This window comes from Fibrobacter sp. UWB1 (genome assembly GCF_002210325.1).
Lineage (GTDB): Bacteria > Fibrobacterota > Fibrobacteria > Fibrobacterales > Fibrobacteraceae > Fibrobacter.
The window spans coordinates 1-26,236 of record NZ_MWQL01000001.1 but is presented as its reverse complement, the minus strand read 5'-3'; the positions used below and the strand labels follow the sequence as shown (position 1 = coordinate 26,236).

The window sequence follows — 26,236 nt, the reverse complement described above, 5'->3', positions numbered from 1 at the left end:
CTCCATTTGGATTGATTGTTTGAGTTCAAATTTAGTAAAAAATGCCTAGGCGTTCAACCCACCATCGACGCCAAGAATCTGGCCGGTGATGTAGCAGGCGTCGTCGGACGCCAAAAATGCGACTGCATTGGCCACATCTTCGGGTTTTCCGATACGTCCGAGCGGAATCTGGGCAGCATACTTTTCCTTGGTAGCGTCGTCCATGGCGGCAGTCATGTCGGTGCCGATAAAGCCCGGGGCAATGGCGTTCACGGTAATACCGCGAGAAGCGAATTCCATGGCGTTAGAACGGGTCATACCGATAATGCCAGCCTTGGCAGCGGCATAGTTGGCCTGACCGGCCTGGCCGTGCAGGGCGTTGATGCTGGAAATGTTCACGATACGGCCGGTACGCTTGCCCATCATGGTGCGGGCCACAGCGCGGGTGCAAAGGAACACGGAACGCAGGTTCGTGGCGATCACGGCGTCGAAGTCTTCGTCCTTCATGCGCATCAGCAGGCCATCGCGGGTAATACCGGCGTTGTTCACCAGGATGTCGACCGTGCCCATGTCAGCAATGATCTGCTTGAACACGTTCTGCACCGTTTCGGAGTCGGCCACGTTGCAAGCATAGCTCTTGACCTGCACCCCAAGTTCGGCGGAAAGTTTGGCGGCCAAATCTTCCTTGACCGAGGTGGAAAGGATGGCGACGTCAGCGCCTTCGCTGGCGAGCTTGGTTGCAATGGCAAGACCGATACCGCGGGAAGCGCCGGTCACGATTGCCTTTTTACCAGTAAGTTTACCCATAGTAGTTACCTGTGGTTAGTAGTTAATAGCTTTGAGGTCGTGCTTCGCACTTTGAGGTATGAGGTCGGGGCTACGCCCCTTTGTGCTTTTTATAATCGCGCCTCCGGCGCCTTACTTTAGCTCAGAGCGAAGCGACCTCATCGCTCACTGCTCATTACCCCTTCAATGCCTGGAAAGCCTCGATGGTTTCGACCGGAGTAACCTTCACGTCGCGGCTAATCTTGCGCATCAGGCCCATGAGCACCTTGCCGGAACCCACTTCGACACCCTGCGTCACGCCCAGGGACATAGCCTTGTTCATGCAGTCGTTCCAACGGACCGGAGATACCAGTTGCTTCACCAAAAGTTCGGCAAGTTCGGCACCCTTCGTGACCGGTTCGGCAATCACGTTAGCAATCACGGGCTTTTTGACATCGTTAAACTTGGTCTTTGCAATGGCTTCGGCAAGGCCAGCCTGAGCAAACTGCATCAGCGGGCTGTGGAAGGCGCCAGACACGGCGAGCGGAATGGCCTTGATACCGGCGGCAGCGCAGTTTTCGACGAGCTTGTTCACGCCGGCGACCGCACCGGACACCACAATCTGGCCCGGGCAGTTGATGTTTGCCGGAACCACGGTACCGACATCCTTCACGGCTTCGCAGAGTTCGAGAATCTTGGCTTCGTCCTGACCCATGATAGCAGCCATGGCACCCGGATTCTTGGAACCGGCACTGGCCATGAGTTCGCCACGGGTACGCACCAGGCGCAGGCCTTCTTCAAAGCTGAAACCGCCGGCGGCGTAAATGGCAGAGTATTCACCGAGGGAGTGACCGGCCACGTAATCAAAGGCAAAGCCTTCGGACTTGAGCAGTTCCATCACCATGGCAGACACGGTAAACAGAGCCGGCTGGGTATTGTCGGTGCTCTTGAGCACGTCTTCCGGACCTTCGGCCATGAGCTTGGAAAGCGAGAAACCGAGAATTTCATCGGCCTGTTGCATGAGCTTCTTGGCCGGTTCAAAAGTAGAAGCGAGCGTCTGGCCCATGCCCACATACTGAGCACCCTGGCCGGGGAAAAGAAGAATCGTCTTAGACATTATATATATACCTCTGCGGCTAGACCGCATTTTTTGTTTCGCGCTACAATTTAGAAAATAAGGGCCGGTGTCATCGGACCGCCTGCCCCTGTATACAAGAAATTGTAAATGAAAGATTTTTGACGCTTTTTTGTAATAAACCAGGTTACCGGGTAATCTTCACCAGTTTGTGCTGGTGGAAGCTGCCGGCGGTGTAATTCACGATGTAGGCGCCGGCGGGGATTGTTTCCGTATTCCACTGCAAGGCGTGGCTGCCGGCGGTCTGGCGGCCCGGAGCATACAGCCTCTGGACTTTGCCCTTCACCGACACCAGCGTGATTTTCACGTTCTGCTCGGTGGGGAGCGTGTAGTTCACATCCAGAGTCATGCCGCGGTTCACGATTTCAAGGCCAGCGACACCGATTTCAGGTACATTGACAATGGCATCCTTTTTGGTCGTATCTTTCTTAGACGTGTCGGCAGCGGTAGCAGCCGAAGAAAGAAGCACGTTTGCCGCAAGGAAGGTGGCATTAACGTCTATGGCCGTTTCTATTGAACCATACTTATTCCAGTCAGAAAGCAGAGTATCGCTCATCGCCCCACCCAAGAGAGCGCCGACCGGCGGTCTGTTGCTATAACCCACAGGACGTTCCGCCATATTCTCCTTATCAAACCTATTCCAACCTTCCGGGTTTGCCGTACGGTTGTGGGCATGCGCATCGTTCTTGTCGCCCACACCCACCATAAAAGACATATCCCATTGGTTAGCACCCAGAATGTAATTCATCTTGTTTATGGCAAGCTGACGAATCTCATCAGATTTTGCAACTTCTGCATACGCAAGCATATTTAATATCAAACCAGATTCATAACGAACAGGGGCGTAATTAAAAAACGGCTTTACATACCATGGCGTAGCGTAATAAAAATTTTCAACTTGACGATGATCAACCGGTCCAAAATGTAGAGTCACAGAATTATCACCATCACTCCCAGCATCATTATACACATTTTTTGCAAGAGCATCCTTTAATCTGCTCGTATAGTCAATGCGTAAGGAATCCTGAATTCCATATTTAGCAGCTGTTTCCTTATCTGCCAAAAGCAACTTGTAAAAGGCGTACGACGTAATCGCATAGCGTTCATCGTAAGTTGAAGTCCAACCCGCCGAAGAAAAACCAGAAGGTCTACCAAGCCAGCCACCCGCAAAACCCGACTCATATTTATGATTTTGAGAATTGTCGGATATTTTTTTGTCTTCGGCAGCATCATTCAGGTAATCCATCTTCTTTGATTTTTCGTAAGTCGCATAATGAAGCGCAATGGCCGCCATCGCAAGAACATCAACATATTTCGATGGATTGCTGCAGGAATAAAAAGCTTGGTAACAAACTTCCTCTTCACCAAAGTGTTCCTTGGCATAGGCATACAGTTTTTCAGCCACTTTAAGGCAACTATCTGCGAAAGGTTTATCATACGTTGCATAACTCACGCTCAATAGGGCAAGGCCAGCCGCAACCTGAGCAGACATGCCTGGGCCAATGCCATGTATAACCGGTCTTGGAGGCACCGGGTCAATCGATTCCATACTATCCGCACGAGTCCAATAAATATGATCAGTTTCATCACCAATGTTTACGATCATATCCTTGATTTCGCCCTTGGCGTACTCATAAGAACGCAGGTAAAATTCTGCACCATGGCGCGCTTCGCGCAGCATGTCCGGAATGCCGTCCGTCTTTACGATTTCGTTGTGGTTGAAGGCGTAATGGTCTTCGTCGCGTTCCGGGTGAACTGTCGAAAGCACCGAAAGCATCATAAAGGCATAACCCATGGTCGGCGCCTCCTTCAAGAAATCGCCAGCATCATACCAACCGCCGGTAATGGTGTCGTGCACATGGCTCGGTCCGTGGAACCAGGACTCCGAATCGCCACTGCGCTGGACGCCAAAGAACTTGAGGTTCGCGTCGCGCACCATGGAATAGACCTTGTCGCTCACAATAAAGGTCGAAGAATATTGTTTGCCCACCTTGATGCGAAGGCGTTTGTCCGTGGGGAGGGCCGCCAACTCGGCAAGCTTGCCTACACACACCTTGGCTCCGGGAGTCGTCTTTTCCACCGTATAACGCTTAAGCAACGAATTAACAAAAGCATTCACCACTCTGATGACTTGGTCAGATGTGCCATTTGCCGTGAATTTGCCACCTTTAGCGACTTCTTCGCCATCCAAGTCCACAACGGAATAGGTAGCCTCTTCGCATTTATCCGAAACATAGTAGAACTGCTTTTCGGGATCATCCGTCAGGTAACCGGCCTGGTTCACGCGGATGTCACTGGGCTGCAAAATCAAGGCATCGAGGTAGGCCTGGTTCAAGGTGTCTGCGATGTAGGCGTTGGCCTTGAAATCTGCGGGCTTGGAGCCGGACTTTGGCGTACCGACAAAAGTATCTTCTTCGTTTACCTTGAAATTGGCAAAATCGTAGACCGTTCCGCCTTCTTCAACGGCGGCCGTACTCCATTCCATCGGGTAAACCGGACGAATCAGGTCGAACGGGGTGTCGGCGGCAAACGCGCCCACCGCTATAAACGGAATAATGGATGCTAAACGCATGTGTTTCTCCTCTCTTTTGTTCTCTGTAATACGTAATATAACAAAAGTCTGCTGAGGACTTGAGCAATTCTTGTCTTCCTGCACGCCGCCCGCTGTCTTCCCGGGCTCTGACCCGGGATCTCCTTTTACGGCTTTCCAGAGCACTTGTATTTCTTACTGCATGTGTTCTTTTTTCATGCTACAAGAGGAGATCCCGCATCTACGTGCGGGAAGACATTCTGTCTGCAAGCGATTGGGAGTGGGGTCGAGCAGCCCCATAAAAAAAACAGAGCCCGCGCGAGGCAGGCTCTGTTCAAAATTTTCGCACAAATTAGCGTTACTTTGCTTCGGAGGAATCGTCCTTGATTGCGAGCAGGCGTTCGTTCACATTCTTGGACACACCCTTTTCGGCGTACTTGGCAGCCACTTCGACAGCCTTTTCGATGGCGAGAGCATCGGAACGACCGTGAGCGATAATGCCCGTACCATTCAGGCCAAGGAGAAGAGCACCACCCGTCATGCGGTAGTCCCACATTTCGTCGAAGCGGCGGCCGTTCGGGGTATCGATAACACCGAACATCTTCTTGTGCAGTTCGTAGAAGCCTTCGAGCATCTTCAGAACCACGTTACCCGTAAAGCCAGAAGTCACGACTACGTCGGCGACACCTTCGATAAGGGTTTCGCCTTCGATGTTACCGATAAAGTTTACCGGAGCGGACTTCAGAAGCTGGTGAGCTTCCTGGAGCACGGCCGGGCCCTTGTGTTCTTCTTCGCCCATATTCAACAAACCAACCTTCGGGTTTTCGTAACCGAAGTAGGTTTCGGCGAAGGCGGAACCGGCAATGGCGAAATCCACCAGAGTAGCAGCGCGTTCATCGACGTTAGCACCGGCATCGACCAAGATGATCGGGCGGTCAGCAGTCGGAATCACGCAACCGATAGGCGGACGGCTGAATTTGTCTGTAGTACGGCCCAAGAGCATGAGGCAGCTAGCCATCATGGCGCCGGAGTTACCGGCACTCACGGAGGCATCTACCATGCCCTTCTTCTGCAAGGCAACGCAAGTCACCAAGCCAGAATGGGGCTTCGTCTTGAGAACCTGTACGGGGTGTTCGTCCATGGCCACAGGGTCCGGTGCATCGACCACGGAAATACCGTTGCCAGCATAGCCAAGCTTTTGGAGCTTAGCCTTGACCTCGGCCTCCGGTCCGCACAGAACCACGTGAAGGTTGGCATTCTTGTTGACGGCGTTAACCGCACCTTCAATCACTACGTCCGGGGCGAAATCGCCACCGAGAGCATCAAGAGCAACTTTAACCATGCACATCTCCTTGCAAATTCAATTGCAACGCCAAATTAGGCTTCGGCATCCTTCATGTTAATCACTTCGACACCATTGTAGTAGCCGCAAACCGGGCACACACGGTGCGGGCGCTTCACGGAACCGCAATGATCGCAGGTAGCCATAGCGGGCACTTCCATCTTCCAGTGGGTGCGGCGCTTGTCACGACGGGCGGTCGAGGTTTTTCTTTTAGGTACTGCCATTTTTAACTCCTATTTTCCATTTTGCTCTTAAGAGCCTTGAGTTTGTCCCAACGAGGGTCGGTTTGAGGCTCCTCGTCGGCGGGTTTGTTTGTTACAAAGATAAAATCTTCGTCAGGATTTTTCACGGGCGCTTGCGGTTCTTGTAGAATAACCAGCTGTCGGACGCACTCGGAAAGGTCCACGAAGTTCTGCCCCTGGGGAATTCGGTAGGCAAAGACGTCTACATCGTCTTCATCGAGTTCCTGTTGCGAAACCCCGGTGCGCGTTATTTCTGCCACGATTTCGGTCGAAAAGGGGCGGTCGAACGGTTCCAAGGTACGGGAGCAGGTCAGAGTTTGCACTCCGGAGATAGATCCGGTCACAAGACACTTGCTTTCGCCTTCGGGGCTTACCAGCACCTCGGCTACCAGATCGCCCTTGAGGTGCAGTTCGTCGAAGATTTCGGGGGCATCGGTACGGCACCAGACCACCCGGCGGTCTTCGGAATCAGTAAGTTTTTGTGCGATATCTAATCTCAAAGTAGCCCAAATTTAGTAAAAACAGGGATACAAGTCAATATTTGACGAGTATCCCGGTTAAAGTTTGCGTTTACTTTTTCTTCTTTTTGCCGGGGGGACCGGGCATGAACGGGCTGCTAGCAGCGGACTTTTCCTTAGTGCTGCCGAGGGTTTCTTGGCTTACGACCACGGAGTCGCCCACGGAAAGCCCTTTGAGAATTTGGATGTTCACGCCGTCGCTGATGCCGGTCTTGACGGGGCGAGGGGCGGCCTTGCCGTCGATGTTTACCCATACGAGGTTGCCGCTCGGCTTTTTGCCGTCGGGGCGTTTTTTGAAGGATTTGGGGAAACTGCCAGGAGGCGGGAAGTTACCCTTCTTGAAATCGCCTTTCGGGAAATTACCCTTGGTGAAATCGCCGGAGGTGGAGTCGCCGGATTCGCCGTGCGGTGGGCGCATGCCCTTGGGCGGTTCTGCCATCGGGGTACCGTCGGCGGGCGTAAACTTGAGGGCCTTCACCGGGATCGCGATGGCGTCGGTGATTTCTTGGGTCACGATGGTGCAGGTCGCCGTCATGCCCGGGAGCAATTTCTGGTCCGGGTTCTCGGCGGTAATCACCACGGTGTAAGTCACCACGTTGCTCGTGGTCGTCGGATTCAGGCGAACCTCTTGCACCGTTCCGTTAAATGTATCGTTCTGGAAGGCATCGACCGTAAAGGTTACCTTCTGGCCTTGCTTGACCTGACCGATATCGGCTTCGTCCACATCGGCCATCACCTTCATTTGGCTCAAGTCCTTTGCGATTACAAACAAAGTAGGAGTGCTCATGGAGGCGGCCACCGTCTGGCCGACTTCTACCGCACGCTTTAAAACCACGCCGTCGATGGGGCTCTTGATGGTCGCGTAGCTCAAGTTGAGGCGGGCCTGGTTGACTTCATTTTGGCTGCGTTCTACGGCGAGCTTTGCCGAATTCATGTTGTATTCGGCGGTTTCAAGTTCCACGGCGCTCGCGGAATTGCTCTCGGAAAGTTTCTTGACGCGGTTGTAGGTCGATTCCTTGAACTTGAAATCGTTTTCGGCCGACTTGTAGGCGATTTCGGCCTGCGTGAGCGTGGCCTTGAGCTTGGACTTGTCCAGTTCGGCAATGACCTGGCCCTTTTTGACTTTGGAATTGAAGTCTACGTTGATTTTTGCGATGTCACCCGACACCTGCGTACCCACTTCCACCTGGTCGACAGGTTCCAATGTACCGGTCGCCGAAATGGTGGTCGAAATCGTAGTCTGCGTAACCTTCACGCTCACGAGCGGACCTGCAGCATTTTCAGTCTTCGCGTCAAAGAAAAAGGTTTTCACCCCAAACCCGATACCCGCCAATACGGCAAGCACCACGATAAATTTTATGATGAATTTGAGCAATCGTTTCATACAACAGACCCAAAAATAAAAAGTATTACCGACGTTTTCGGGTATTTAGATGCGCACACACGACAAAAGGTTGCCTATTCGCAAGAGTTTATCCCCATTTTTTTATATTATGCAGCATTAATCGCTAACAACTGTCTACTTCCTACCGTCTACTTCCTACTACCTATGACTCGTATTGCAAAAAAAGATGACAGCGCAGAGGTCCGCCGCGTTACGTGGGTGGGGCTCGGCTGGAACGTGGTCTTGTCAGTAGGCAAGTTTTTTGCGGGTTATTTTGGCGGATCACAGGCACTTATCGCCGACGCCATTCACAGTGCATCTGATTTTATCACGGACATAGCGATTATCGTAGGGGCCCGCTTCTGGAATTCGCCACCCGACGCGAAACACCCGTATGGACACCGGCGATTCGAGACCTTGATTTCAGTCGGAATCGGGCTTGCAGTTTGCGCCGTGGGTCTCGGCCTCGGTTACAATGCCGTCGTGGCACTCAAGAACGGCGAGCAGTCGCACCCCGAATGGATTGCGGCGATTATGGCGGCGGTTTCGATTGTCGTGAAAGAGGCGCTTTTCCGCTACACGCGAGCGAAAGGTCGCGCCATACGCAGCGAGGCCGTCGAAGCAAACGCTTGGCACCATAGGAGCGACGCCTACAGTTCTATTCCTGTTTTGATCGCGGTCTTGTTCGGGATTCTTTGCCCCACACTCTGGTTTGCAGACTCCGTAGGCGCGATTATCGTTTCCGTTTTCATTTTGCATTCGGGCTTTGAAATTGCATGGCCGGGAATCCACCGCGTGGCCGACGAAGGCGCGAGCGCCGAGGTGGCCCAAAAGTTGCGCGAAGTCGCACTCGCCTGCCCGAACGTGATTAGCATTCACGGGTTCCGCACGCGTTACGTGGGCAGCGATTTGCACGTGGATTTGCATGTGGTCGTTCCCGCCGACATGACACTCTTGGCCGCCCACGACCTGGCCGAAGAAGTAGAGCGCCGTATTATCGAGGCGGGCGAAAATGTAGTCGATGCGCTTGTGCACATCGACCCGTACGATCCTAAGAAAGTGTAATCCATACTGTCTTCCCGGATATTGCACATGTCATGCCGGGCTTGACCCGGCATCTCCTCTAGTTGTTTGAAAAAACGCTTGCATTTTTACTGCAAGCGCTTTGGAAAGCCGTAAAGGGAGATCCCGCATCTACGTGCGGGAAGACAATTAGGAAGCATCCGGGAAGACAATCGGGGCTACTTCTTTAGCAGGAAGCCGGCGACGCTCTTTTCGCGGACGAAGGTTTTCTGCGCGGCCGCTTGTACGTCGGCGGCAGAGACCTTATTGAGTTCGTCCGCCCAGTTGAGGAAAATGCGGTAGTCGCCGTACATTTCGTACCAGGCAAGCATCGTGGCCACGTTTTCCATATCGGTCAGGCTACGAACCAGGCCGGCGTAGGCGTGGTTCTTCACCTTCTGGAAATCGCGTTCGCTCACCGTTTCGGTCTTAAGGCGTTCCAGTTCTTCCCACACGATTTTTTCGACCTTCGCGGGGTCGGCATCCGGGCGCAAGTTCACCGTCACACCGAATTCAGACACGTACTTGTTGGGCGAATTAGACGCCTTCACGCTCACGGCGAGCTTTTCTTCTTGAATCAAGCGCTTGTAGAGTCTGCCGGAACGGCCATTCAAAACGCCCTCGGCAATGTCCAGTGGGTACAGAATCTGGTCGCCCACGGCAGGCGTCGTGAACACGAGCGTATACAGGTTCGGGGCATCCGGGCGCTTTACGGTCAGGCGCTTTTCGCCGGCCTGCTCGGGGTCACGAATCGTCAGCGGCGGGAACGCCTCGCCTGTAGGAATCGGGCCAAAGTACTTCTTGACCATTTCCATGGTGGCGGTGGTATCGATGTCACCCGCCAGCACGAGAATCGCGTTGCGCGGCTTGTAATACTTGCGGTAATGTTCGTCGGCCATTTCGCGCGTCAAGTTCATGATGTCACTTGGCCAGCCGATTGTTGGCACGCGGTACGGGAACGCCTCGTAAATCATGGAATTCAGCGTTTCGTAGTAGCGGCCCGTAGGTTTATCATCGTAGCGCATGCGGCGTTCTTCGCGCACAACCATGCGTTCGGAATAGAATTCGCGGAGCACGGCGTTCTGCATGCGGTCGGCTTCCAGCCACATGAACAGTTCAATTTTATTCTTCGGGAGCGTCACGATGTAGGCGGTCATGAGGTCGCTGGTGAAAGCGTTCAAGCCCGTGCCGCCTGCGGCCTGGTAAGCGCTCCAGAGTTCGTCCTTCACAAAAATCTTGCGGTGTTCGTTCACCACGGAATCATGTTCGGCGGTGAGCTTTTTCACCTTCGCGGTATCGCCCGCCAAAATTGCCGGACGGATGAGAGCCTGCAGGCTATCTTGCACCGCCATGAACTTGGCGTCGGCAATGCTGTCGGTAATGCCCACCTTCTTGGTGCCCTTAAAGAGTTCATGTTCCAGAATGTGTGCCAGGCCTGACTTGCCCGGAACCTCGTGCACGGAACCCGTCACATAGAACAGGCGACAGCTCACCGTAGGAGCCTGCTTGTTCGGGTGCAAAAGCACCGTGAGCCCGTTCGGCAAGACTTCTTTGTGAACCACCAAGTTCACCTGTGCAAAAGGCTGCGTAAACAAGGCAGCGGCCAGCGCCACACCACACGAAATTTTATTGAGCCAATTCATTACGGCAGCTCCCCGCTATTTTTTTCTTTAGCGAACTTGACAATTTCTTCTGCGATTTCGTTTGCCTTCTGTGTATCTTCGTTGTAGATGGCATCGATTTTTTTGCAACCCAGTTCCAGAATGCGGCGGGCCAGCGCAGAATCCTTCTGATTGCGCAAGTCGCGAATGGCCAAGTCAATCAGCTTGATGTCGGCCTGCGCCGGGTAGCCCTTCATAAAGTCGTAGAACAACTTGATTTGTTCGTCGTATTGCGCATCGGTTTCAAGCGCAAGCAAAAACGGAATCACGCGCACGTTCAAAAGCTTGCCCAAGTCGCCCACGAAGGTATTCAACGTGAGCCCCTTCGGGAACAATTCCTCAGTATCGTTCTGCAGGTCTTCGGTATCCATGAATTCGCCCGATTCGATCTGCGTGAGCGCCTCGTTCAAAAAGTCCATCTCTTTTTTGCGGGCCTGTTCGCGGAACCTTGCCTGGTAATAAATCGGGAGCGTCGTGAGGCAAAAGTGAGCCTGCCCCGCGCCAATGAATTCTCCGATGTAATAAATGTCGGCGTCTTCGGCGAGAATGTCCTCTTCGCGGGTGAAGTTGCCGATCTTTGCCGGAATCGGGATGACTTCCATGCTCGAAAGTTCATGCAGGCGTTCGCGCATCTGCTCTACATCCATATCGGGCGGGAGTTCCACGCCATCGGCCTGCATCGATTCCAGCATGTCGTTCAGCTTGTCATCGACAGCACGGTCAATCGCCTTCTTGCTAGGTACGCGCGGCGAGAACATGCGGAAATCGCCTTCGAGCGCCAAGAGCCCGTTCTTGATCATGTCATCGAACGGTGTGCCGCTATCGCGTTCGTCGGGGTTCGGCAAAATCTTGGCGTAGGCAATCATACGCCCGCACAGGTTGTCGTCGTTTCCTTTTTTCTGCTCAATACCTAACATACTGGGAGCAATATAGTAAAAGTAGACAGTGTGGAGTGTGGGGTGTGGGGTGTGGGGTGTGAGGCGTGGGGTGTGGGGGGTGAGATGTGAGATGTGAGATGTGAAATTACTCATTACACATCACACATTATACATCGTCTTTTTCTGCAAACTATTTCACGCGGATGATTTGCTGGCGGAGTAGGGAGCCGTTGCCGCGCTGCAGCAAGTACATGCCCGGCGCCAGATTTTCGGTGCTTACGCTTGGCCCCACGGATTCGCGAATCAGTTGTCCCGTCAAGGTAAACAGGCGCACGCGAGTTGTCGGAGTGAGCGACTGGCTCGGCGTTGCAAGCCCGCGAATTGCAGTCGTCGCATCGGCCTTGAGCAGCTTGAGTTCCACCTGGTCCAGGTTCGGGCCATCGCTACCGCCTATGGTCGCAAACGTCATGTAGCCTGCGCCCTCGGCGAGTTTCGCCTTGAACGAAAGCGTTTCCCAGGTCGTCCAATTCGTGGTTGCCGCAAAGGACAGCGACTCGGCACTCTTGCAGCCGTCAATGCCGACGGTGCACACGCCCGGGGCCGCGGCCGCCAGGCTACGTGCATTGTCGCTACCGTTGGCGTAGCGCACCATAACTTCGTACTCGCCCGCGACTTCAGCGTATACGGGCACTTGAATCATGCTCAAGTCGCCGGCTGCAAAATTCACGAAGGCACTTCCGTTAAAGCCCGCATTGTTGCTTTCGGCTGCGGCGTTCGTAATGATACCGTCTTCCGCCTGGAACACGGTCGTTCCCTTGGCGGTAAAACTCGGAATGAGTTCGATATCGCCCGTCGCGACGATTTCAACCGCAGCCTTGCCCGCATCAATCTGGCTCGCGCTCTTGCCGCTCCAGCTTGCGAATTCCCAGCCCGCATTCGGGACTGCGGTAAAGGTCGCCGTCTTGCCCTCGGCCACCTTGTCGCCCGAAAGGTTTGTCGTCACCTTGCCGCCGATCGCATCGCCAAGCGTTACTTTGTAGTAAGTCACATTCGCGTCGACTGTTGCGACTTCGTTGGAGTACGCGCCGAGGCCACCCATGCTGTTTGCAGCACGCACTGTAATCTTGGAACCCGTGACAACACCCTCGAGCGAAAAACTCGGAGCGACTACATTCGCCTTGTACTTGCCGTTTACGAACACCACCCAGCAGCGGGCATTATTGTCGTCGGCCCATACGATTTCGGCGCCTTCCTGCGTGATTTTCGGGGCGGAAACCTGCGCCGTCAACTTGGTCGGATCCCAGTTGTCGCTACCCTTGAGTACGTTCTGGAGCGTGTACTTGGCAGCATCGCTTGCGTTCCACACCGTCTTGAGCGTAGTCGCCGTCGAACCGTCCTTGCCGCCGTTGAAATAGGTCTTGCGCTGGCTCGTGTTCACCGCATTGCCGTTACCGTCCTTGCTGTTGTATTCGCCAAAGACCTGCGGAGCCGAATTCATGTCGGGGCCCCAGCCTTCGCCCTTGGGCTGCGCAATCATTTTCGTGTTCAGGAAGACCGTCTTCGCGTGCCCCCAGGAACGCCCGAGATAGAATGTACCGTTGAAACTGTTGTTGCTCACGGTAATGGTCGCGTTGTTGAAGACGTAGCCCCAGTCTCCCGGATTTTGCGATGCGGTAATGTACCCGCCGTTGCGCGTCATCACGAGTTTGGTGCCCTCGAAGAACACATCGCCGCCACCGCAAATAAAGTCGACCGTTCCGTCAATTTCGCCACCTTCCCAGTAAGTGCGGCCTTTCTTGGTGTAATAGGTATCTTGGCCGCTTAAAAGGCGCACGTTCTTGTAGATAAACTTGTCGCCTTCGTTCTGCTGCAACGCCACCTGACGCGCCGCATTGCCAGAGTTATAGGTGCCCTTGTTCTGCAGGGTGATATCCTGCATGTACATTTCGTTGTTCTTCGGGAAGTATATTGTCGCCGTAAGGCTGATGCCCTCGGTATCGGTCTTGTTCGCGATGATTGTCTTTTCAAGGCTCTGCCCGATAATCGAGAGGTACGACGCGCTCACAGTCGATTTTCCGTGGCTGTCGCCCGTAAGCTTGGTGATATCGTATTCGCCATCGGGAACAAAAATGACGAAGCGGTTGCTGGCAGATGCTCCCGACTTGCCCGCTGCCGCAACAGCCGCCTTAAAGTCGCCATCGACACCGACCACGAAATCGATTTTCTTTTTCTCGACTGCGGAGGCACTTACCGCAAAAGCAAGCGTCGTTACCAGAAGAAATTTACAAGTATTCGTATTCATAAAATTCCTTTTCTTCGTTCCTCTCCCACTGTCATGCCGGGCTTGACCCGGGCGGACAGCACTTAACACTTTTATACGATACTTGGCAACTTGTTGCCATAGTAGAGTTATCCTCTTTGGGGAAGTGCTTAGTGCGCATGGCCACCAAGGTGGCACCTCCTTTTACGGCTTTCCAAGATTCTTTTCTTGTAGGCTGCTAGAGGAGATCCCGGCTTCCCCGTCCCGAGGACCATATCCACTATGCAGCGAATCTGCAAGTGGATATTGGCAAGCCAGGAAGACATTCACACTAAGACGTTCGTCACCTCGCTCCGTTTATGCGGAAAATCTTGCCGTTTGCTTTTTTCAGGTAAACGCCGGCGGCGTTGTCGCGGCTACCAAAGTCTACATAGTAGCGGGCGGCAGCATTTGCCGGAACAGCTTGCACGGCGCGGTCCCCGATCACGGTCGATCCACCGATATCCTTTTCGCCGGCGTACAGGTCAGCGCTCATCCAGCCAACGTAATCGATGTTTGCCATGCCGTCTTTCGAGGTGCTCACAAACTTGAGTTCGCTGTAGCCCTTTTCGAACGGCACCTTAATGGTTTGTGCCTCCCAAGTGGTCCAGCCACCCGTAGAGCCCATGCTCACGCCTTGAACAACAAGCACATCGCCCACGTATATGTCGTAGCCGCGAGCGCCCGAGCCACCATTTGCAAAGCGGATTGTCAAATCGTATTCGCCCGCCTTCGCAGCGGTCACGCCGTAAGTTACGTAGCTACCCGTTTCGTTGTCTACATTGGCGTAGCCCTCGCCCACAAAGCCCGTGTTGGTCACTTCTTTAGCGCCCTTGATGTCTACAAAGTTCACGCCATCGATGAATGTCTTGCAGGTATCGCTCCCGCAAAGTACTGCCGGCGGCGGAGGCGGAACGTAGGTGCCAGACATCTTTTCAAGCGCTTCTAAATAAGCGGCTTCCGTCGAGAGAAGCGCACTGCCGTAGTCGCCCGCCCACTGGTAACCCGTGCGACGTTCTTCGCTAATTTTGGTAAAGTCCTGCGTCTTGGTGCTAGCCCCGTCGCGGTCGCAGAAGAAATAGTTGTCGTTGTTCACTTCGTAAAAGCGATACCACAAAACATTACCATCGCGCTTGTCAAATGTACCCGCTTTCTTGTTAAAGTAAAGCCCCGTAACCTTAGTCTTCTTGTACCAAGCAATAGCCCCCTTGACCGCCTTCTGGATTGCTTCGGTCTGTTCGGGCCAATTCATCAGGAACCACACAACGCCGGCAGATTCGCTCCCCGACTTAGATTCCAGTTCATAGGCGCGGGCCGGGCGCGGTGCATAATTTGCGGTATCATGCTGGGCGCACCAAACCGTCAAATTTCCATTGTTCACAATCTGCGCCTTGAGCAAGTATTGAATTGCCTTGTCGAGTGCAGACTTCATCTTGCTTCGTGTCGCATCGTCAATGATATCGGAATCAAAAGGCGAAGTCTTGTTAGCGATATCCATCATCGTGACCATAGCGCGCACCATGGCATTGTCGTTGAGCGTCACGTGGTCGCTGTAGTTACCGCGCTTGGGCCACACCTGCGGAAGCCCGCCCGTGGAGCGTTGCATGGTGAGAATAAAGTTCAGAGCCTTGTTAAAGCTTGTCTTAAAAGCAGCCTTGTAGTTGGAATTCGTTGTCTCCTTATACCGGAGAGCCAATAAACGCATTTCTTGGATGGTTGCATTGTTGTCGATAGTGCCGAGGTCGCCGCCATCTTTAGCTCGCCATTCCGATTTTTGCCCGCCGGAATAGGCACTCTTGTACTTGTCGGCCATGGCCTTGTAAAAACCGCCGTTGCCAATTTGCCACGTGGTCATGTTGTAGGTGTACTGGTCAATGTCCATGCCAGACGCAGCCGTGGTAAGCTCCGAATAGCCGCGGTAGCTGTTAACCTTCGAAACCGCCGTCGAAGGGGGAACATAATCCGCCGCATACGACGACACCGCAAACGCCAAACCGAACACGCCCATTACCGGCGTAGACCTTTTCCAAACACTCATAGCATCCTCATTTTGCGGGCACACCCGCACATTCGTTTTAAATCTACCTTATTTATAGAAATTGCGGTCAAATAAAAGCAATTTTTCGTAGTCTGCGGGCAACTTTTTCGTGTATTTTAGTCCACATTTGTACAAAAATGAAGGTTTTTGTGCAAAATAGTGATAAAAATTTACACGAATTGATGTCTACAATTCGGTGCGTCAGGGAAAGGATTTATAGAAGGGAGAAGTCTCTCCCTGCTTGCAGCCCCGGCTCTGTCATCCTGAACGGAGGCACGCCGTGCCGAAGTCGAAGGATCTAGCCGGGTCTTCCAGCACCCTCACGCCTAGGGGCTCCACCCCTAAAACCCCGTTTTTCGCGATTCAGAAGAACGAGTTTTTTTCTAGATGATTATCGCTATTTTAACGAATTTTCTTTTAAGCTTTTTATTTCGGCAGCCATTTTTTCGCAATTATCAGTTAAAAGCTTTATATCCTTTTTCAAATCAAGAGAGTATTGTCTCATCGCACGCTCAAAAATCATATACAAACCTGATAAAAGCAGGAGAACAAAGGCAACGATTGCAAACACAATGGAATCTAGACTTATCGGCTCCATATTTTCAAGTTGAACAACGTGATTTTCTTTAGACAACCAAAAAAACACTCCCAAAGGGAGAAACAAAAAGCCAAGGTACTCAAAACCAACGACAATATAAGCTATACAATCCACTACATAAATCATTGCATCAACAATTTTTCGTACAAGGGATTTTTTCTTTATTTCTACTTTACCAGAACAATAAATATCATCATCTAATTTGCCTGTCGAATCATCTTCCGCAGCACAACCTTTCTTATATTCTTTTATGACTAACCAAAGTCCTCGTCCGGTTAAAGCAACAAAAAAAGCCTCCAGCAACAAAATAATCCATATGTATTTTAGCATTTCATACACATGCGAAAGGCGTTCAACATAATAAAAGGAAATCAATACTCCCAATACACAACCTAGTATCATTAACAAATCTATTGTTTTTAAAATTGGCTTCATAACGCCAACCTCCTTTGAATTTTTAGAAAATCAAATTTCAACTTTTTTGAATAGTAGAGGTACGCTTTAGAAATGTTCTCCAAAATCATCTACATCAAAACAGGTGAACAGTTCTAACGCATCATATTAATAAAAATATACATTAATGGCAACTAGATGCGCATCACTCATATAAAAAACAAGTTATCTCATAAAAAATGTAGCCATCTTGATCACCTCACAGAAATCTTGCGAGGCGGAAGAAGATAAGTCGGTGAGCGAACATTAGAGGCCGAAGGCCGAATCCATGTGAGCGAGGCGAGCTTATCTCTGGAGCTGCGGACAATCCAAAGCCTAGGCGTTACGGGCACGGCGATTGAGTGCCCGTTAGAGAGGGTAGCGGAAGCCTTGCCTAGATCCTTCGACAAGCTCAGGATGACACAGGCTAGGCTGTAGCGAGGGAGAGACTTCTCCCCTTTTCATGTATTAAAGGAGGTGCCGGGTCTAAGCCCGGCATGACAGCGAAAGAGGAATGCCATAAATAATTTTTCTATCTTTACCCCCGTATGAATACCAAAATTTACTATACCCTCACAGACGAGTCGCCGTTCCTGGCGACTCAATCCCTGCTCCCCATCGTGCGCGGTTTTGCAAAGGCCGCCGATATCGATGTAGAAACCAAGAACATCTCGCTGCCGGGCCGCATTCTGGCCGCTTTCGGCAAGGCGAGCGACGACCTGGATTTCCTCGGCAAGCTCACGCTTGAACCGGATGCAAATATCATCAAGCTCCCGAACATTTCGGCTTCTGTGCCGCAGCTCAAGGCCGCCATCGCCGAACTCCAGAAGAACGGCTTTGACGTGCCCGACTATCCGGACGTTCCGGCGAACGACGAAGAAAAGGCAATTCGTGCCAAGTACGACAAGGTGAAGGGTTCTGCCGTGAACCCGGTGCTTCGCCAGGGCAACTCTGACCGTCGCGCCCCCAAGGCAGTGAAGAACTTTGCCCGCAACAACCCGCACAGCAACGGCAACTGGAACACCTCCGTGAAGACTCACGTGGCAAGCATGGATGCGGACGACTTTTACGGCAACGAAAAATCCATCACCATGGCTGACGCCGACACGTTCAAGATTGAATTTGTCAATGAAGCAGGCGAAGTCACGGAACTCCGCGCTGCAAAGCCGCTCCTGAAGGGTGAAATCATCGATGCGACCGTCATGCGCATGGCGTCGCTCGAAAAGTTCATCGCCGCTACCATGGCCGAAGCGAAGGCGAAGGGCCTGCTGTTCTCGGTGCACCTGAAGGCTACCATGATGAAGGTCTCTGACCCGGTGCTGTTCGGTGCGTTCGTGCGCGTGTTCTTCAAGGATGTATTCACGAAGTACGCCGACTTGTTCAAGGAACTCGGCATCGATGCCAACAACGGCCTCGGCGATTTGTACAAGCGCCTCGAAGGCAACGCCAAGGAAGCTGAAGTCAAGGCCGCCATTGACGCCGCACTCGCTGCGGGTCCGGATCTCGCCATGGTCGATTCTGCCAAGGGCGTTACAAATCTGCATGTGCCGAGCGACGTGATTATCGACGCCTCGATGCCTGCGATGATCCGTAATTCCGGCTGCATGTGGAACAAAGAAGGCAAGCTGCAAGAGACGATCGCCTGCATTCCGGACCGCTGCTACGCCGGTATTTACGACGAGACGATTGAATTCTGCAAGCAGAACGGCGCATTCGACCCGAAGACCATGGGCACCGTGCCGAACGTGGGCCTCATGGCTCAGGGCGCCGAAGAATACGGCAGCCACGACAAAACCTTTGTCGCAAAGAGCAAGGGCGTCATTCGTGCCGTGAACAGCAAGGGCGAAGTGCTTTTGCAGCAGAATGTAGAAGCGGGCGACATTTTCCGCATGTGCCAGGCGAAGGATGCTCCGGTGCGCGACTGGGTGAAACTCGCTGTGACGCGCGCTCGCCTCAGCAACACGCCCGCGATTTTCTGGCTCGACCCGGAACGCGCCCACGACCGCGAAATCCAGAAGAAGGTGGAAGCCTACTTGCCGGAACACGACTTGAACGGTCTCGACATCAAGATTATGAGCCCGCGCAAGGCGATTGTCGAAACCATGAAGCGCGCGAAGGCCGGTCTCGATACCATCGGCGTCACGGGCAACGTGATGCGCGACTACCTCACCGACCTCTTCCCGATTCTTGAAGTCGGAACCTCTGCAAAGATGCTTTCCATCGTGCCGCTCATGGCGGGCGGTGGCCTCTACGAAACGGGTGCAGGTGGATCCGCCCCCAAGCAGGTGCAGCAGTTCCTGGCCGAAAACTACCTCCGCTGGGATTCCCTCGGCGAATACTTCGCACTGGTGCCCGCTTTTGAACAGGTCGCGCTGAAGGACGGTAACAAGAAGGCGAAGGTCCTCGCCGACACGCTCGACGAAGCGAACGGCAAGATTCTCGAATTCAACCGCACACCCGCCCGCAAAATCGGCGAACTGGACAACCGCGGCTCACACTTCTACTTGGCACTCTACTGGTCCGAGGCGCTTGCCGCCCAGAAGGACGACGCCGAACTTGCCAAGAAGTTCGCCCCGGTCGCCGACGCATTGATGGCCCACGAATCCGAAATCGTCGCCGCGTTTGCCGCCGAGCAGGGCAAACCCGCCGACATCGGTGGCTATTACCTGCCGAAGGCCGATCTGCTGAAGAAGTGGATGCGCCCGGTAGCGGAATTCAATGCGGTTATAGACGCATTGTAATTTTACGCGCTGTAATTCGCACGCCACAAACGAAATTCGGTCTTATTTCCTCGCGAAATAAGGCCGTTTTCTTATGTACATGCGAAATCACGAGTTCTTTTTCACCCAAAGACCTTTTGAATGCAAATTTACCTTGGAAGGTATTATTATGAGTTTTTCTAAAATCGCTCTTTTCGCCGTTGCCGCCTACGGTTTTTCGCAAGCAGCCATTACGGGCAACGTCGTCGATGAATCTTGCCGAAGGGAACATTAGCGAAGACCGCATCAAGGACGCCTGCCGCAGAAGTTAGAAAGGCCATTTTCCTTCGGCCTTCAGCTTAGCGATACGTGCGGCATTGCGCATGTCGAAACCGCTCCACTCAGCTGCCTGCCGGGAGAAATCGACGGAACCGCGGTTCTCTTCGGCAGCCTTCGCATTCTCTACGAAAGACGCCGCAGCCGCACCCGTCAAGATCGGTATGTTGCTAATCGCTAAGGCCATAATTAACTCCTAATATACATTTTTGCCTTGAATTTTGCAAATTGCACTTTTCAAAATACAAATCTAGACACTAAAATCAAAAATTGTGCAATCTATTGATTGCAAAGTTTGTAAAAAAACGGGCGTTCCCTGCTGCGCAGGGGCGGGCTCTCGCGGCATAAAATTGCGGCATCACTCCGCAATTTTTCCACCTAGAGGGCCGAGCGCAGGACACCAGCGGCCCTTCGGGCTTCGATCTCCCCTAAAGGGGACCATAGCCACTAAGGCAACTCCCCAAAGAGGATAACTCCACTAAGGACATAAATGTCCAAGTGTCGTATAAAGTTGCCAAGTGGCTGGAGGCCTAACGCAGAAAGCGGGAAAAAAGATGCTCTATTGCAAGCGGCTGGAGGCCCAACTTAATCGCAAGAAAGGCAATTGTTGCATTAGCGACTTGAAACTGCCTAGATTATAAAAGCTATTTCTTGACGACTTCCCAGTGACCGCCCTTGTCGGGGCCAACACGCTTGACAAGACCCTTTTGTTGCATATTCTGAGATGAACCCTTATCGTATCGCGATTCTTTCCGCATATTTCCGCTAACGCTTGGATAGTTATTCTTGCATTGCTTTGAATTTCTGATATAATTCGCGCATCAAGCCCAGACGCATTTTCATACGGATTTACATGCGGATTTACATACGGGTTTTCCCGCCTCAAAATGCTGACCATCATGCCACCCATAGTCGCCTGGATCGACGGTGCAACAAGACCGGCGTTTTCAAATCCAGCCTTGATTTTCTGAATACCTCTGTAAGCTTCCCCATAATTGTCAGCTACCCATTTTTAGGACAGGTTTAAAGTATACAAAATCACCCAGTTTTCATCAACCGATCTTCGGTACGATCCGTTAAACCGTTCGATATAGCTGTTCTGTGTCGGACACCCGGGCTGCGTGTACAAAATTTTGATTCCGTTTCCATCGCACCAATCTTGAAATTCATGCGAAATGAATCGCCAATTCGCCTCAGTCATATTGGCTCATGCAAGCATGGCCAATGCGACATTCGGCTCTAGAGTTTTTTCATGGCTGTTCCTTTGCTACCAAAGGTAGCATTTTGACGCTGGCAGAATTGCCATTTGTCTAGTTATGAACAGTCCTAATTATGGGGAAGCTTACACTAAAGCCGCATTATAACGCACTGTGCGATCATCAGCCTTAAAGGGGTGGGTTGGGCGGGCGGAATCCCGCGCCATAGAAAAGGCCTTTCGGCCCTAGATAACTTGGCAAATGAAGATGCAGCCTTCGTCGTACTTGAGCTTATAAGAAGCTATTTACTAGACGCCTCTAGCAGCAGACGGCGGTCTTTTGCATGCTCATCGGCAATCCACTTCTCAAACTGCTCGACTTCCTTATCCAACTTGGAATAATCAGGCCTGCGAGATTTCGAAAACAGGGCGAGCGCATAGCACTCTTTCAACATCTGCCTAAATTCCTTAGAAATCACTCGCATGGTCAACCCTCAATTAATTTACAAGTCATACTTGGCGGGAGTATCTTCTATTTTCAATGTGACGCCAGATCTCTTGAAATTTTTTATCCACCCCTGAATTTGTGTGGATATCTTTGGAACATTATTTCTCCCGACAGCAAAAGCAAACTTGTCTTGAGAACAATCCGGATTGAGTTTTGGATCTCTGACGGAACTGGCCAGTTGTTCAACAGCATGCTCTATATGACGGCCCTTTAACTCTACAAAGTAAAAGCGCAACTTTTCTTTTTCAACAAGCAACTTGTCGCATCTCAGTTTTTTTCCGCCTTTAGGGTAAACACCACCATCAACGTCAACCTTTAAACACTTCTTTTTAGACTCGTTAGAAAACGTGATTTTGCTTTTATTTTCTTCGAACTTAATGTTAGATTCACTTGTTGTGGTGTACGAAGAATCAGGAAGCCCCTTGGTCCACTCATCTAAGTTTTCTTTAGGATTATTTTTCATACATCTATCAAGTCGCTAAATTCTTTTGAAATATCAATGGAAACGGAGTCTAAGAAAGATTGAGCAATCAAGCGGTTTTCTTCGTCCAAAAGGCTCTTGACACGACCATTGTTTATGCCGTAAACACTGATTTCATCAAAATTCATAAAATCAGATTGTCCAACGATTTTTTTTACACGAGCGGAAGCTCCTGCATCCTTGGTCGCCGATTCCTTGGCCTGGATTAAATTATTCATGGACGACAAAATGTACGGACTGTGAGTACTCAAAAACAATGAGTTGCAAGGATTGCCGTTCAATTTGCGAGCCAACCATTTAACAAGAGCATATTGGGTCTGCGGGAAAAGATTCTGTTCGGGTTCTTCAAGAAAAACTTTCACGCCGCAGTTGCTCAGATAATAATCGCCAATGCCCCTTTTTTGTAATTTCGGATTTTGCTCGATGAGATCTCGGAGTTTCGACTCTGTAAGCACCCTTCGTAGACTCGTCTGTTCGAACAAAAGAGAGTAATCAAACAAATAAGACAAAAGTGCATATTGGGGAATTACAGATTGAAGTCCGCTAGAAGCGTTCGAAAAATTAAGCGTACGCTTATTTAAGGAAATAAAGTCAGAATTGCTAGATTCATCATAAAAATACGACACACCCGTGTCCAGGATGTCGAGCTTATGCATCTTGTCGAACTTTCTGCGAGCGACATCCCATTCCGCCATGTAGTTGCGGACATTGTTGAATCTATCGAAATTGATGTCCAGCCAGTTGGGAATAGAGGCAACAATGTTTCTCTCTGCAGGAATGTAGGCGTTCTTTGTTCGTTTATAGTCCCAACGTTTCTTGCCCCATTTGAAATTTACATCAATATTATTATTCTCTAGGAACTTGACCGCAAGCTGTAGAGTCTCTGTCTTAAATAGGATTTCAGATCCAGCAGATGCATAACCGTCTAGCTTGTGAAATGTGATAAGCTGATCTCTGATAACCTTCGAATCAAACCATTCACTCGGATTCTGAGTCAATTGAATATTCTTTTCTAGCCAATTGCAAAAGCTTGCGATTTTTAAAATCGTACTTTTACCGGAACTCTGGGGGCCAATGAGAACATTGATCCTTTTGAAGTCTAATGAAACTGACTTGATAGGTCCAAAATTTTTTATTGACAGCTTTGACATTTTACAACCTGTCTTTGGAAAATAGCAAATTTTTTGAAAAAAATACTGCAAAGTCGTTCAAGAAAATCAAATAGCTGGCAAAATCCGCAGAATTCCGCCTTTTTCCCGGAGGCATTCTCGCAGAACATTGGTAGCCCAAATGCGAAATTGTACACCCCTGTGGGAGTTTACGCGATAGCCTACGCTGATAATCATGTCTAGATTATAGTAGGCTACATTGTAAACTTTCCCATCTGCGGCAGTTGTTGCAAAAAATGCAACAACTGAATCTGCAACGAGTTCGCCGGAATCCAGAATTCCCTTTATGTGTCTAGAAATTGTAGACTTGTTCCTTTGGAAAAGATTGGCCGTCTGATAAAGCAGCACATTTCCAAAACCAACATTCAGGCTCTGTCAAGTATTTTCGCACTTTTTTTGATAATCCACAACGCAACCGAATCGTACCCCTCAAAAAGTCGTTTTTCCCAACCAATTAATATAATCTAGAATATTTTTGATTATATTTATGTCAGGAATAGACAATAATCCCAAAGGAGCAAGAATATGGCAAAAAGGATAGACGAAAGTTTTGATAAGATAGGCAATCTCCAGCAACCCAAGCCCAAAACAAATGAGACAAACAAGCCAAATTTAGAAGAAATATCAAAAGAATTCAAAGGACGCTCAAAAAATGCTTAAAAACTGGAAATTTAAATTTTTCGAGATTTCCCATTTACCTGAGCCAAACTGCCCACCTGACGAAACGAAACAGGTCGATTCAAAAGAACTAGCTTTTTATGAGCAATCCGTAGGTGCATGGTTTCAAACAAATTTAGAACATGACAAAACAAAAGTCACATTGGCATCAGGAGCAATAGGACTTCTCATTACTCTTTTTTGCTTTTGCAGCAATCAAGATAACGCCTCCTGGACAACCTTTTTTTGTATGATGGTTTCAATTCTATTTTTCTTAACAACAATAATCATTTCGGAAGTTATTTTTCAAAAAAACGCCACGCTAATCGAAAACATTATCAATGGGAAAGAATCCCCTTCAATAGGACATTTTGACAAATTTTCATGGATAACATTCGTTTTGGGAATAGTCTTCGCATTGATATACATCTGCAATGTAGCATACCATGTTTTACCACCTTTTTGTAAGTAGACACTTATGAACGAAACAAAACAAACCATCATATTGAAAGAAATCGATCAATTAGAACGCGCGACAAACCACTTTTCTAATTCAACCAACTGGATGAAAAAAGCATGCGTTACAATAATCGCCGCAATCATTCCTATCGCACTAGAAAAAAAATTTTTTTTGTCAGCGTCGCATCTTGCATCATGTATTTTCGGGATTGCTTTTCTATTCTGGATTCTTGATTCCTATTGTTATTTTTATCAAAAGAAATTGAGATGGTTAATGGGTCAAAAATTTAAAACAATTGATTCTACTTGGCCATATGATTCGGCCCTTCCTCAAAAAGCCTCTATACTACAATCCCTTTTTAATTGGTCGCATATCATTTATTATTTTTTCTTAATATCATTGTTCATTCCAACCATTTTGGAGGTCACCCGATTTGTCTGCAAATCATGTGAAGCGCAATAAGGTTTTCATTAGCTACACATTACAAGATTCAATTATAGATAGAGATTTGTTATCAAAAGTCTATGAGGACATTTCGCCTCAATTAGACGTCTTCATAGACCTGATTAACAATGATTCCTCAGACAAGCAGAATCGGGTAATGTCTGAACTAAGAACATCGCAATATCTATGCGTACTAGAAACCCCCTCAACAGGACAATCAGTGTGGGTAAAAAAAGAAGTAGAAGAGGCTATTAATAGACACATTCCAATTTATCACGTTCCGTTAAATACTAGAAGCAATGACAACGAAAAAAACATTGTATTATTTATCAAACAACACATAATAGAGGAAAAAAAAATGACAGCCGATAACAATACTAGAATAACTCATCACGATAGTTTTGAGGGGCTTTCTAAGATACAGGTTCAAACTCGTCCGACAAATGCAGGCGCAAGTTTCAACAATCTTAAGAATCTACAACCGTCAAATTCTAACACAAGTAATAAGAAGTAGCTTTGCAACTCAATCTATTAGCCGCTCACACTTGCAAGGAAATAACAACAAACCGGAGCCTAACGGCTCCGGTTTGTTGTTATCATCCCTAAATTTTGCGTTATTCCATTTTTTTTAATTACCAAATGCCTCTTTAGCACTCATCAAAGGAGATCCCGGGTCGGAGCCCGGGAAGACAATCTAGCGGCATGTTCACCGGCAATCCGCTACAAAGCCTCCACCACCATAAAACAACTACAAAGGGTGGGTTGGGTGGGCGGAATTCTCCGCCATATTTCGGTCACCTAGTCCTCCAAAATCTTGTCGATTTCAGAATCTATTTCGCAGGAGGAGACTAGGCTGTCACGCAACACGTTTCCACGGCCGATAACAGGGAAAAAAGAACGAAAACGAAGCGTTCCTTTCCTCGATTCCAGATACTCACGGAATCTGCCCGGGCCATATTCACGAAGTTTCGAAACGGACAATCCCGTAACTTTTTCGGCATTCTTTTCAATTAATGCAAAGGAATCCATTTTTCACCTCGAAACATGTGCGTTAACAGCATGAAAATACATTAATATTCGGAACAAGTCAACCTCCGATAGCAGAATTTGTGCAATACAAAACTAATAAAACGATTTGACGCAAAATGACAAAAACTGGCACTTTGTAGAAATGATTACAAAACACTTCATTTTGCAATCAATAGTTTGCAGCTGCCAACAATGTATTAACAAGCGCTTCATCCGCTTTGACCAAAGGAGAATCCTCCCCGGGCATTCCCTGCTGCGCAGGGGCGGGCTCTCGCGGCATAGTCGCAAGAGGCTGGAGGCCCAACTCAATCGCAAGAATGACAATTGTTGCATTAGCGACTTGAAACTGCCTAGATTATAAAAGCTATTTCTTGACGACTTCCCAGTGACCGCCC

At 50.0% G+C, this 26,236-nt stretch carries 23 protein-coding genes and 2 pseudogenes; 6 read left to right on the top strand and 19 right to left on the bottom strand.

What is annotated here, in order from left to right; all coding sequences use genetic code 11:
• Nucleotides 1-45 precede the first annotated feature (45 nt).
• The 7 genes from fabG to B7988_RS00095 all read right to left on the bottom strand — a co-directional run bounded on the left by fabG (nucleotide 46) and on the right by B7988_RS00095 (nucleotide 7,895).
• The gene (gene fabG / locus B7988_RS00125; RefSeq protein WP_088627091.1) at nucleotides 46-786 is read right to left on the bottom strand and encodes a 3-oxoacyl-[acyl-carrier-protein] reductase; all 741 of its coding nucleotides are present in this window, start codon (nucleotides 784-786) and stop codon (nucleotides 46-48) included.
• A gap of 154 nt (nucleotides 787-940) precedes the next feature.
• Entirely contained in the window at nucleotides 941-1,861 is a 921-nt protein-coding gene (gene fabD, locus B7988_RS00120) for an ACP S-malonyltransferase (protein ID WP_088656393.1), read from the bottom strand.
• A gap of 145 nt (nucleotides 1,862-2,006) precedes the next feature.
• On the bottom strand, nucleotides 2,007-4,451 hold the full coding sequence (locus B7988_RS00115) for a glycoside hydrolase family 9 protein (RefSeq protein WP_088656392.1): 2,445 nt from the start codon (nucleotides 4,449-4,451) through the stop codon (nucleotides 2,007-2,009).
• Between the two features lie 316 nt (nucleotides 4,452-4,767).
• Nucleotides 4,768-5,751 carry a phosphate acyltransferase PlsX gene (gene plsX, locus B7988_RS00110; protein WP_073318959.1) on the bottom strand — a complete coding sequence of 328 codons (984 nt, stop codon included), beginning with the start codon at nucleotides 5,749-5,751 and terminating at the stop codon, nucleotides 4,768-4,770.
• Between the two features lie 35 nt (nucleotides 5,752-5,786).
• Nucleotides 5,787-5,975 carry a 50S ribosomal protein L32 gene (gene rpmF / locus B7988_RS00105; protein ID WP_072800982.1) on the bottom strand — a complete coding sequence of 63 codons (189 nt, stop codon included), beginning with the start codon at nucleotides 5,973-5,975 and terminating at the stop codon, nucleotides 5,787-5,789.
• A 2-nt stretch (nucleotides 5,976-5,977) separates the two neighbouring features.
• A complete protein-coding gene (locus B7988_RS00100) occupies nucleotides 5,978-6,493 on the bottom strand; it encodes a DUF177 domain-containing protein (protein ID WP_073056896.1) in 516 nt (171 codons plus the stop codon).
• Nucleotides 6,494-6,563: 70 nt separating this feature from the next.
• Complete coding sequence (locus B7988_RS00095) at nucleotides 6,564-7,895, bottom strand: efflux RND transporter periplasmic adaptor subunit (protein WP_088656391.1); 1,332 nt, start codon at nucleotides 7,893-7,895, stop codon at nucleotides 6,564-6,566.
• Nucleotides 7,896-8,060: 165 nt separating this feature from the next.
• Here B7988_RS00095 and B7988_RS00090 point away from each other — a divergent pair, with 165 nt between their 5' ends.
• Nucleotides 8,061-8,960, top strand: a complete 900-nt coding sequence (locus B7988_RS00090; protein ID WP_088656390.1) for a cation diffusion facilitator family transporter — start codon at nucleotides 8,061-8,063, stop codon at nucleotides 8,958-8,960.
• 176 nt (nucleotides 8,961-9,136) lie between these two features.
• Here B7988_RS00090 and B7988_RS00085 read toward each other — a convergent pair whose 3' ends face one another.
• From B7988_RS00085 to B7988_RS00065, 5 genes are all read right to left on the bottom strand, one after another.
• On the bottom strand, nucleotides 9,137-10,600 hold the full coding sequence (locus B7988_RS00085; RefSeq protein ID WP_088656389.1) for a pitrilysin family protein: 1,464 nt from the start codon (nucleotides 10,598-10,600) through the stop codon (nucleotides 9,137-9,139).
• Nucleotides 10,600-11,535 (bottom strand): hypothetical protein, encoded by a 936-nt coding sequence (locus tag B7988_RS00080; RefSeq protein WP_088656388.1) that lies wholly within the window; start codon nucleotides 11,533-11,535, stop codon nucleotides 10,600-10,602. The genes B7988_RS00085 and B7988_RS00080 overlap by 1 nt, the downstream gene beginning before the upstream one ends.
• 151 nt (nucleotides 11,536-11,686) lie before the next feature.
• Nucleotides 11,687-13,798: a pectinesterase family protein gene (locus B7988_RS00075; protein WP_088656387.1), complete on the bottom strand. Its 2,112-nt coding sequence runs from the start codon at nucleotides 13,796-13,798 to the stop codon at nucleotides 11,687-11,689.
• Nucleotides 13,799-14,099: 301 nt separating this feature from the next.
• Nucleotides 14,100-15,833 (bottom strand): pectate lyase, encoded by a 1,734-nt coding sequence (gene pelA, locus B7988_RS00070; protein WP_088656386.1) that lies wholly within the window; start codon nucleotides 15,831-15,833, stop codon nucleotides 14,100-14,102.
• 397 nt (nucleotides 15,834-16,230) lie between these two features.
• Complete coding sequence (locus B7988_RS00065) at nucleotides 16,231-16,866, bottom strand: hypothetical protein (RefSeq protein WP_088656385.1); 636 nt, start codon at nucleotides 16,864-16,866, stop codon at nucleotides 16,231-16,233.
• Nucleotides 16,867-17,411: 545 nt separating this feature from the next.
• On the opposite strand from B7988_RS00065, the gene B7988_RS00060 reads away from it, so the two are divergent.
• Nucleotides 17,412-19,604, top strand: coding sequence for an NADP-dependent isocitrate dehydrogenase (locus B7988_RS00060; RefSeq protein WP_088656384.1), 2,193 nt, complete (start codon nucleotides 17,412-17,414; stop codon nucleotides 19,602-19,604).
• 286 nt (nucleotides 19,605-19,890) lie between these two features.
• Here B7988_RS00060 and B7988_RS00050 read toward each other — a convergent pair whose 3' ends face one another.
• From B7988_RS00050 to rhuM, 6 genes and pseudogenes are all read right to left on the bottom strand, one after another.
• Nucleotides 19,891-20,085, bottom strand: a complete 195-nt coding sequence (locus tag B7988_RS00050; protein WP_088656382.1) for a hypothetical protein — start codon at nucleotides 20,083-20,085, stop codon at nucleotides 19,891-19,893.
• Nucleotides 20,086-20,961: 876 nt separating this feature from the next.
• A pseudogene (locus B7988_RS15205) lies at nucleotides 20,962-21,057 on the bottom strand (integrase core domain-containing protein); the annotation flags it as partial.
• A gap of 338 nt (nucleotides 21,058-21,395) precedes the next feature.
• The gene (locus B7988_RS00035) at nucleotides 21,396-21,578 is read right to left on the bottom strand and encodes a hypothetical protein (protein WP_088656379.1); all 183 of its coding nucleotides are present in this window, start codon (nucleotides 21,576-21,578) and stop codon (nucleotides 21,396-21,398) included.
• Nucleotides 21,579-21,596: 18 nt separating this feature from the next.
• On the bottom strand, nucleotides 21,597-22,064 hold the full coding sequence (locus B7988_RS00030) for a hypothetical protein (protein ID WP_088656378.1): 468 nt from the start codon (nucleotides 22,062-22,064) through the stop codon (nucleotides 21,597-21,599).
• Entirely contained in the window at nucleotides 22,061-23,233 is a 1,173-nt protein-coding gene (locus B7988_RS00025) for an AAA family ATPase (RefSeq protein WP_088656377.1), read from the bottom strand. Before B7988_RS00025 ends, B7988_RS00030 begins: the two co-directional genes overlap by 4 nt.
• Nucleotides 23,234-23,347: 114 nt before the next feature.
• A pseudogene (rhuM, locus tag B7988_RS15420) lies at nucleotides 23,348-23,581 on the bottom strand (RhuM family protein); the annotation flags it as partial.
• A gap of 195 nt (nucleotides 23,582-23,776) precedes the next feature.
• Between rhuM and B7988_RS15350 the strand changes: the two are divergent.
• Genes B7988_RS15350 through B7988_RS00010 form a run of 4 tightly spaced genes read left to right on the top strand, consistent with a single transcriptional unit; the run spans nucleotide 23,777 to nucleotide 25,326 of the window.
• Nucleotides 23,777-23,911 (top strand): hypothetical protein, encoded by a 135-nt coding sequence (locus tag B7988_RS15350; protein ID WP_283160522.1) that lies wholly within the window; start codon nucleotides 23,777-23,779, stop codon nucleotides 23,909-23,911.
• The gene (locus tag B7988_RS00015; protein ID WP_088656375.1) at nucleotides 23,904-24,380 is read left to right on the top strand and encodes a hypothetical protein; all 477 of its coding nucleotides are present in this window, start codon (nucleotides 23,904-23,906) and stop codon (nucleotides 24,378-24,380) included. Before B7988_RS15350 ends, B7988_RS00015 begins: the two co-directional genes overlap by 8 nt.
• A 6-nt stretch (nucleotides 24,381-24,386) precedes the next feature.
• On the top strand, nucleotides 24,387-24,830 hold the full coding sequence (locus B7988_RS14785; protein ID WP_141225500.1) for a hypothetical protein: 444 nt from the start codon (nucleotides 24,387-24,389) through the stop codon (nucleotides 24,828-24,830).
• The gene (locus B7988_RS00010; RefSeq protein WP_249268795.1) at nucleotides 24,817-25,326 is read left to right on the top strand and encodes a TIR domain-containing protein; all 510 of its coding nucleotides are present in this window, start codon (nucleotides 24,817-24,819) and stop codon (nucleotides 25,324-25,326) included. The genes B7988_RS14785 and B7988_RS00010 overlap by 14 nt, the downstream gene beginning before the upstream one ends.
• 284 nt (nucleotides 25,327-25,610) lie before the next feature.
• Here B7988_RS00010 and B7988_RS00005 read toward each other — a convergent pair whose 3' ends face one another.
• Nucleotides 25,611-25,841 carry a hypothetical protein gene (locus tag B7988_RS00005; RefSeq protein WP_088656373.1) on the bottom strand — a complete coding sequence of 77 codons (231 nt, stop codon included), beginning with the start codon at nucleotides 25,839-25,841 and terminating at the stop codon, nucleotides 25,611-25,613.
• Between the last annotated feature and the right edge of the window lie 395 nt (nucleotides 25,842-26,236).

Excerpts from the sequence above, each read along its gene's own strand:
- B7988_RS00015 (WP_088656375.1), top strand. The coding sequence starts at position 23,904 with ATGCTTAAAAACTGGAAATTTAAATTTTTCGAGATTTCCCATTTACCT.
- B7988_RS00080 (WP_088656388.1), bottom strand. The coding sequence starts at position 11,535 with ATGTTAGGTATTGAGCAGAAAAAAGGAAACGACGACAACCTGTGCGGG.
- B7988_RS00035 (WP_088656379.1), bottom strand. The coding sequence starts at position 21,578 with ATGCGAGTGATTTCTAAGGAATTTAGGCAGATGTTGAAAGAGTGCTAT.
- B7988_RS00075 (WP_088656387.1), bottom strand. The coding sequence starts at position 13,798 with ATGAATACGAATACTTGTAAATTTCTTCTGGTAACGACGCTTGCTTTT.
- B7988_RS00005 (WP_088656373.1), bottom strand. The coding sequence starts at position 25,841 with ATGGATTCCTTTGCATTAATTGAAAAGAATGCCGAAAAAGTTACGGGA.
- B7988_RS00115 (WP_088656392.1), bottom strand. The coding sequence starts at position 4,451 with ATGCGTTTAGCATCCATTATTCCGTTTATAGCGGTGGGCGCGTTTGCC.
- B7988_RS15350 (WP_283160522.1), top strand. The coding sequence starts at position 23,777 with ATGGCAAAAAGGATAGACGAAAGTTTTGATAAGATAGGCAATCTCCAG.
- B7988_RS00095 (WP_088656391.1), bottom strand. The coding sequence starts at position 7,895 with ATGAAACGATTGCTCAAATTCATCATAAAATTTATCGTGGTGCTTGCC.
- B7988_RS00030 (WP_088656378.1), bottom strand. The coding sequence starts at position 22,064 with ATGAAAAATAATCCTAAAGAAAACTTAGATGAGTGGACCAAGGGGCTT.
- B7988_RS14785 (WP_141225500.1), top strand. The coding sequence starts at position 24,387 with ATGAACGAAACAAAACAAACCATCATATTGAAAGAAATCGATCAATTA.
- fabD (WP_088656393.1), bottom strand. The coding sequence starts at position 1,861 with ATGTCTAAGACGATTCTTCTTTTCCCCGGCCAGGGTGCTCAGTATGTG.
- fabG (WP_088627091.1), bottom strand. The coding sequence starts at position 786 with ATGGGTAAACTTACTGGTAAAAAGGCAATCGTGACCGGCGCTTCCCGC.
- B7988_RS00090 (WP_088656390.1), top strand. The coding sequence starts at position 8,061 with ATGACTCGTATTGCAAAAAAAGATGACAGCGCAGAGGTCCGCCGCGTT.
- B7988_RS00085 (WP_088656389.1), bottom strand. The coding sequence starts at position 10,600 with ATGAATTGGCTCAATAAAATTTCGTGTGGTGTGGCGCTGGCCGCTGCC.
- pelA (WP_088656386.1), bottom strand. The coding sequence starts at position 15,833 with ATGAGTGTTTGGAAAAGGTCTACGCCGGTAATGGGCGTGTTCGGTTTG.
- B7988_RS00050 (WP_088656382.1), bottom strand. The coding sequence starts at position 20,085 with ATGGCCTTAGCGATTAGCAACATACCGATCTTGACGGGTGCGGCTGCG.
- plsX (WP_073318959.1), bottom strand. The coding sequence starts at position 5,751 with ATGGTTAAAGTTGCTCTTGATGCTCTCGGTGGCGATTTCGCCCCGGAC.
- B7988_RS00025 (WP_088656377.1), bottom strand. The coding sequence starts at position 23,233 with ATGTCAAAGCTGTCAATAAAAAATTTTGGACCTATCAAGTCAGTTTCA.
- B7988_RS00065 (WP_088656385.1), bottom strand. The coding sequence starts at position 16,866 with ATGAAGCCAATTTTAAAAACAATAGATTTGTTAATGATACTAGGTTGT.
- rpmF (WP_072800982.1), bottom strand. The coding sequence starts at position 5,975 with ATGGCAGTACCTAAAAGAAAAACCTCGACCGCCCGTCGTGACAAGCGC.
- B7988_RS00060 (WP_088656384.1), top strand. The coding sequence starts at position 17,412 with ATGAATACCAAAATTTACTATACCCTCACAGACGAGTCGCCGTTCCTG.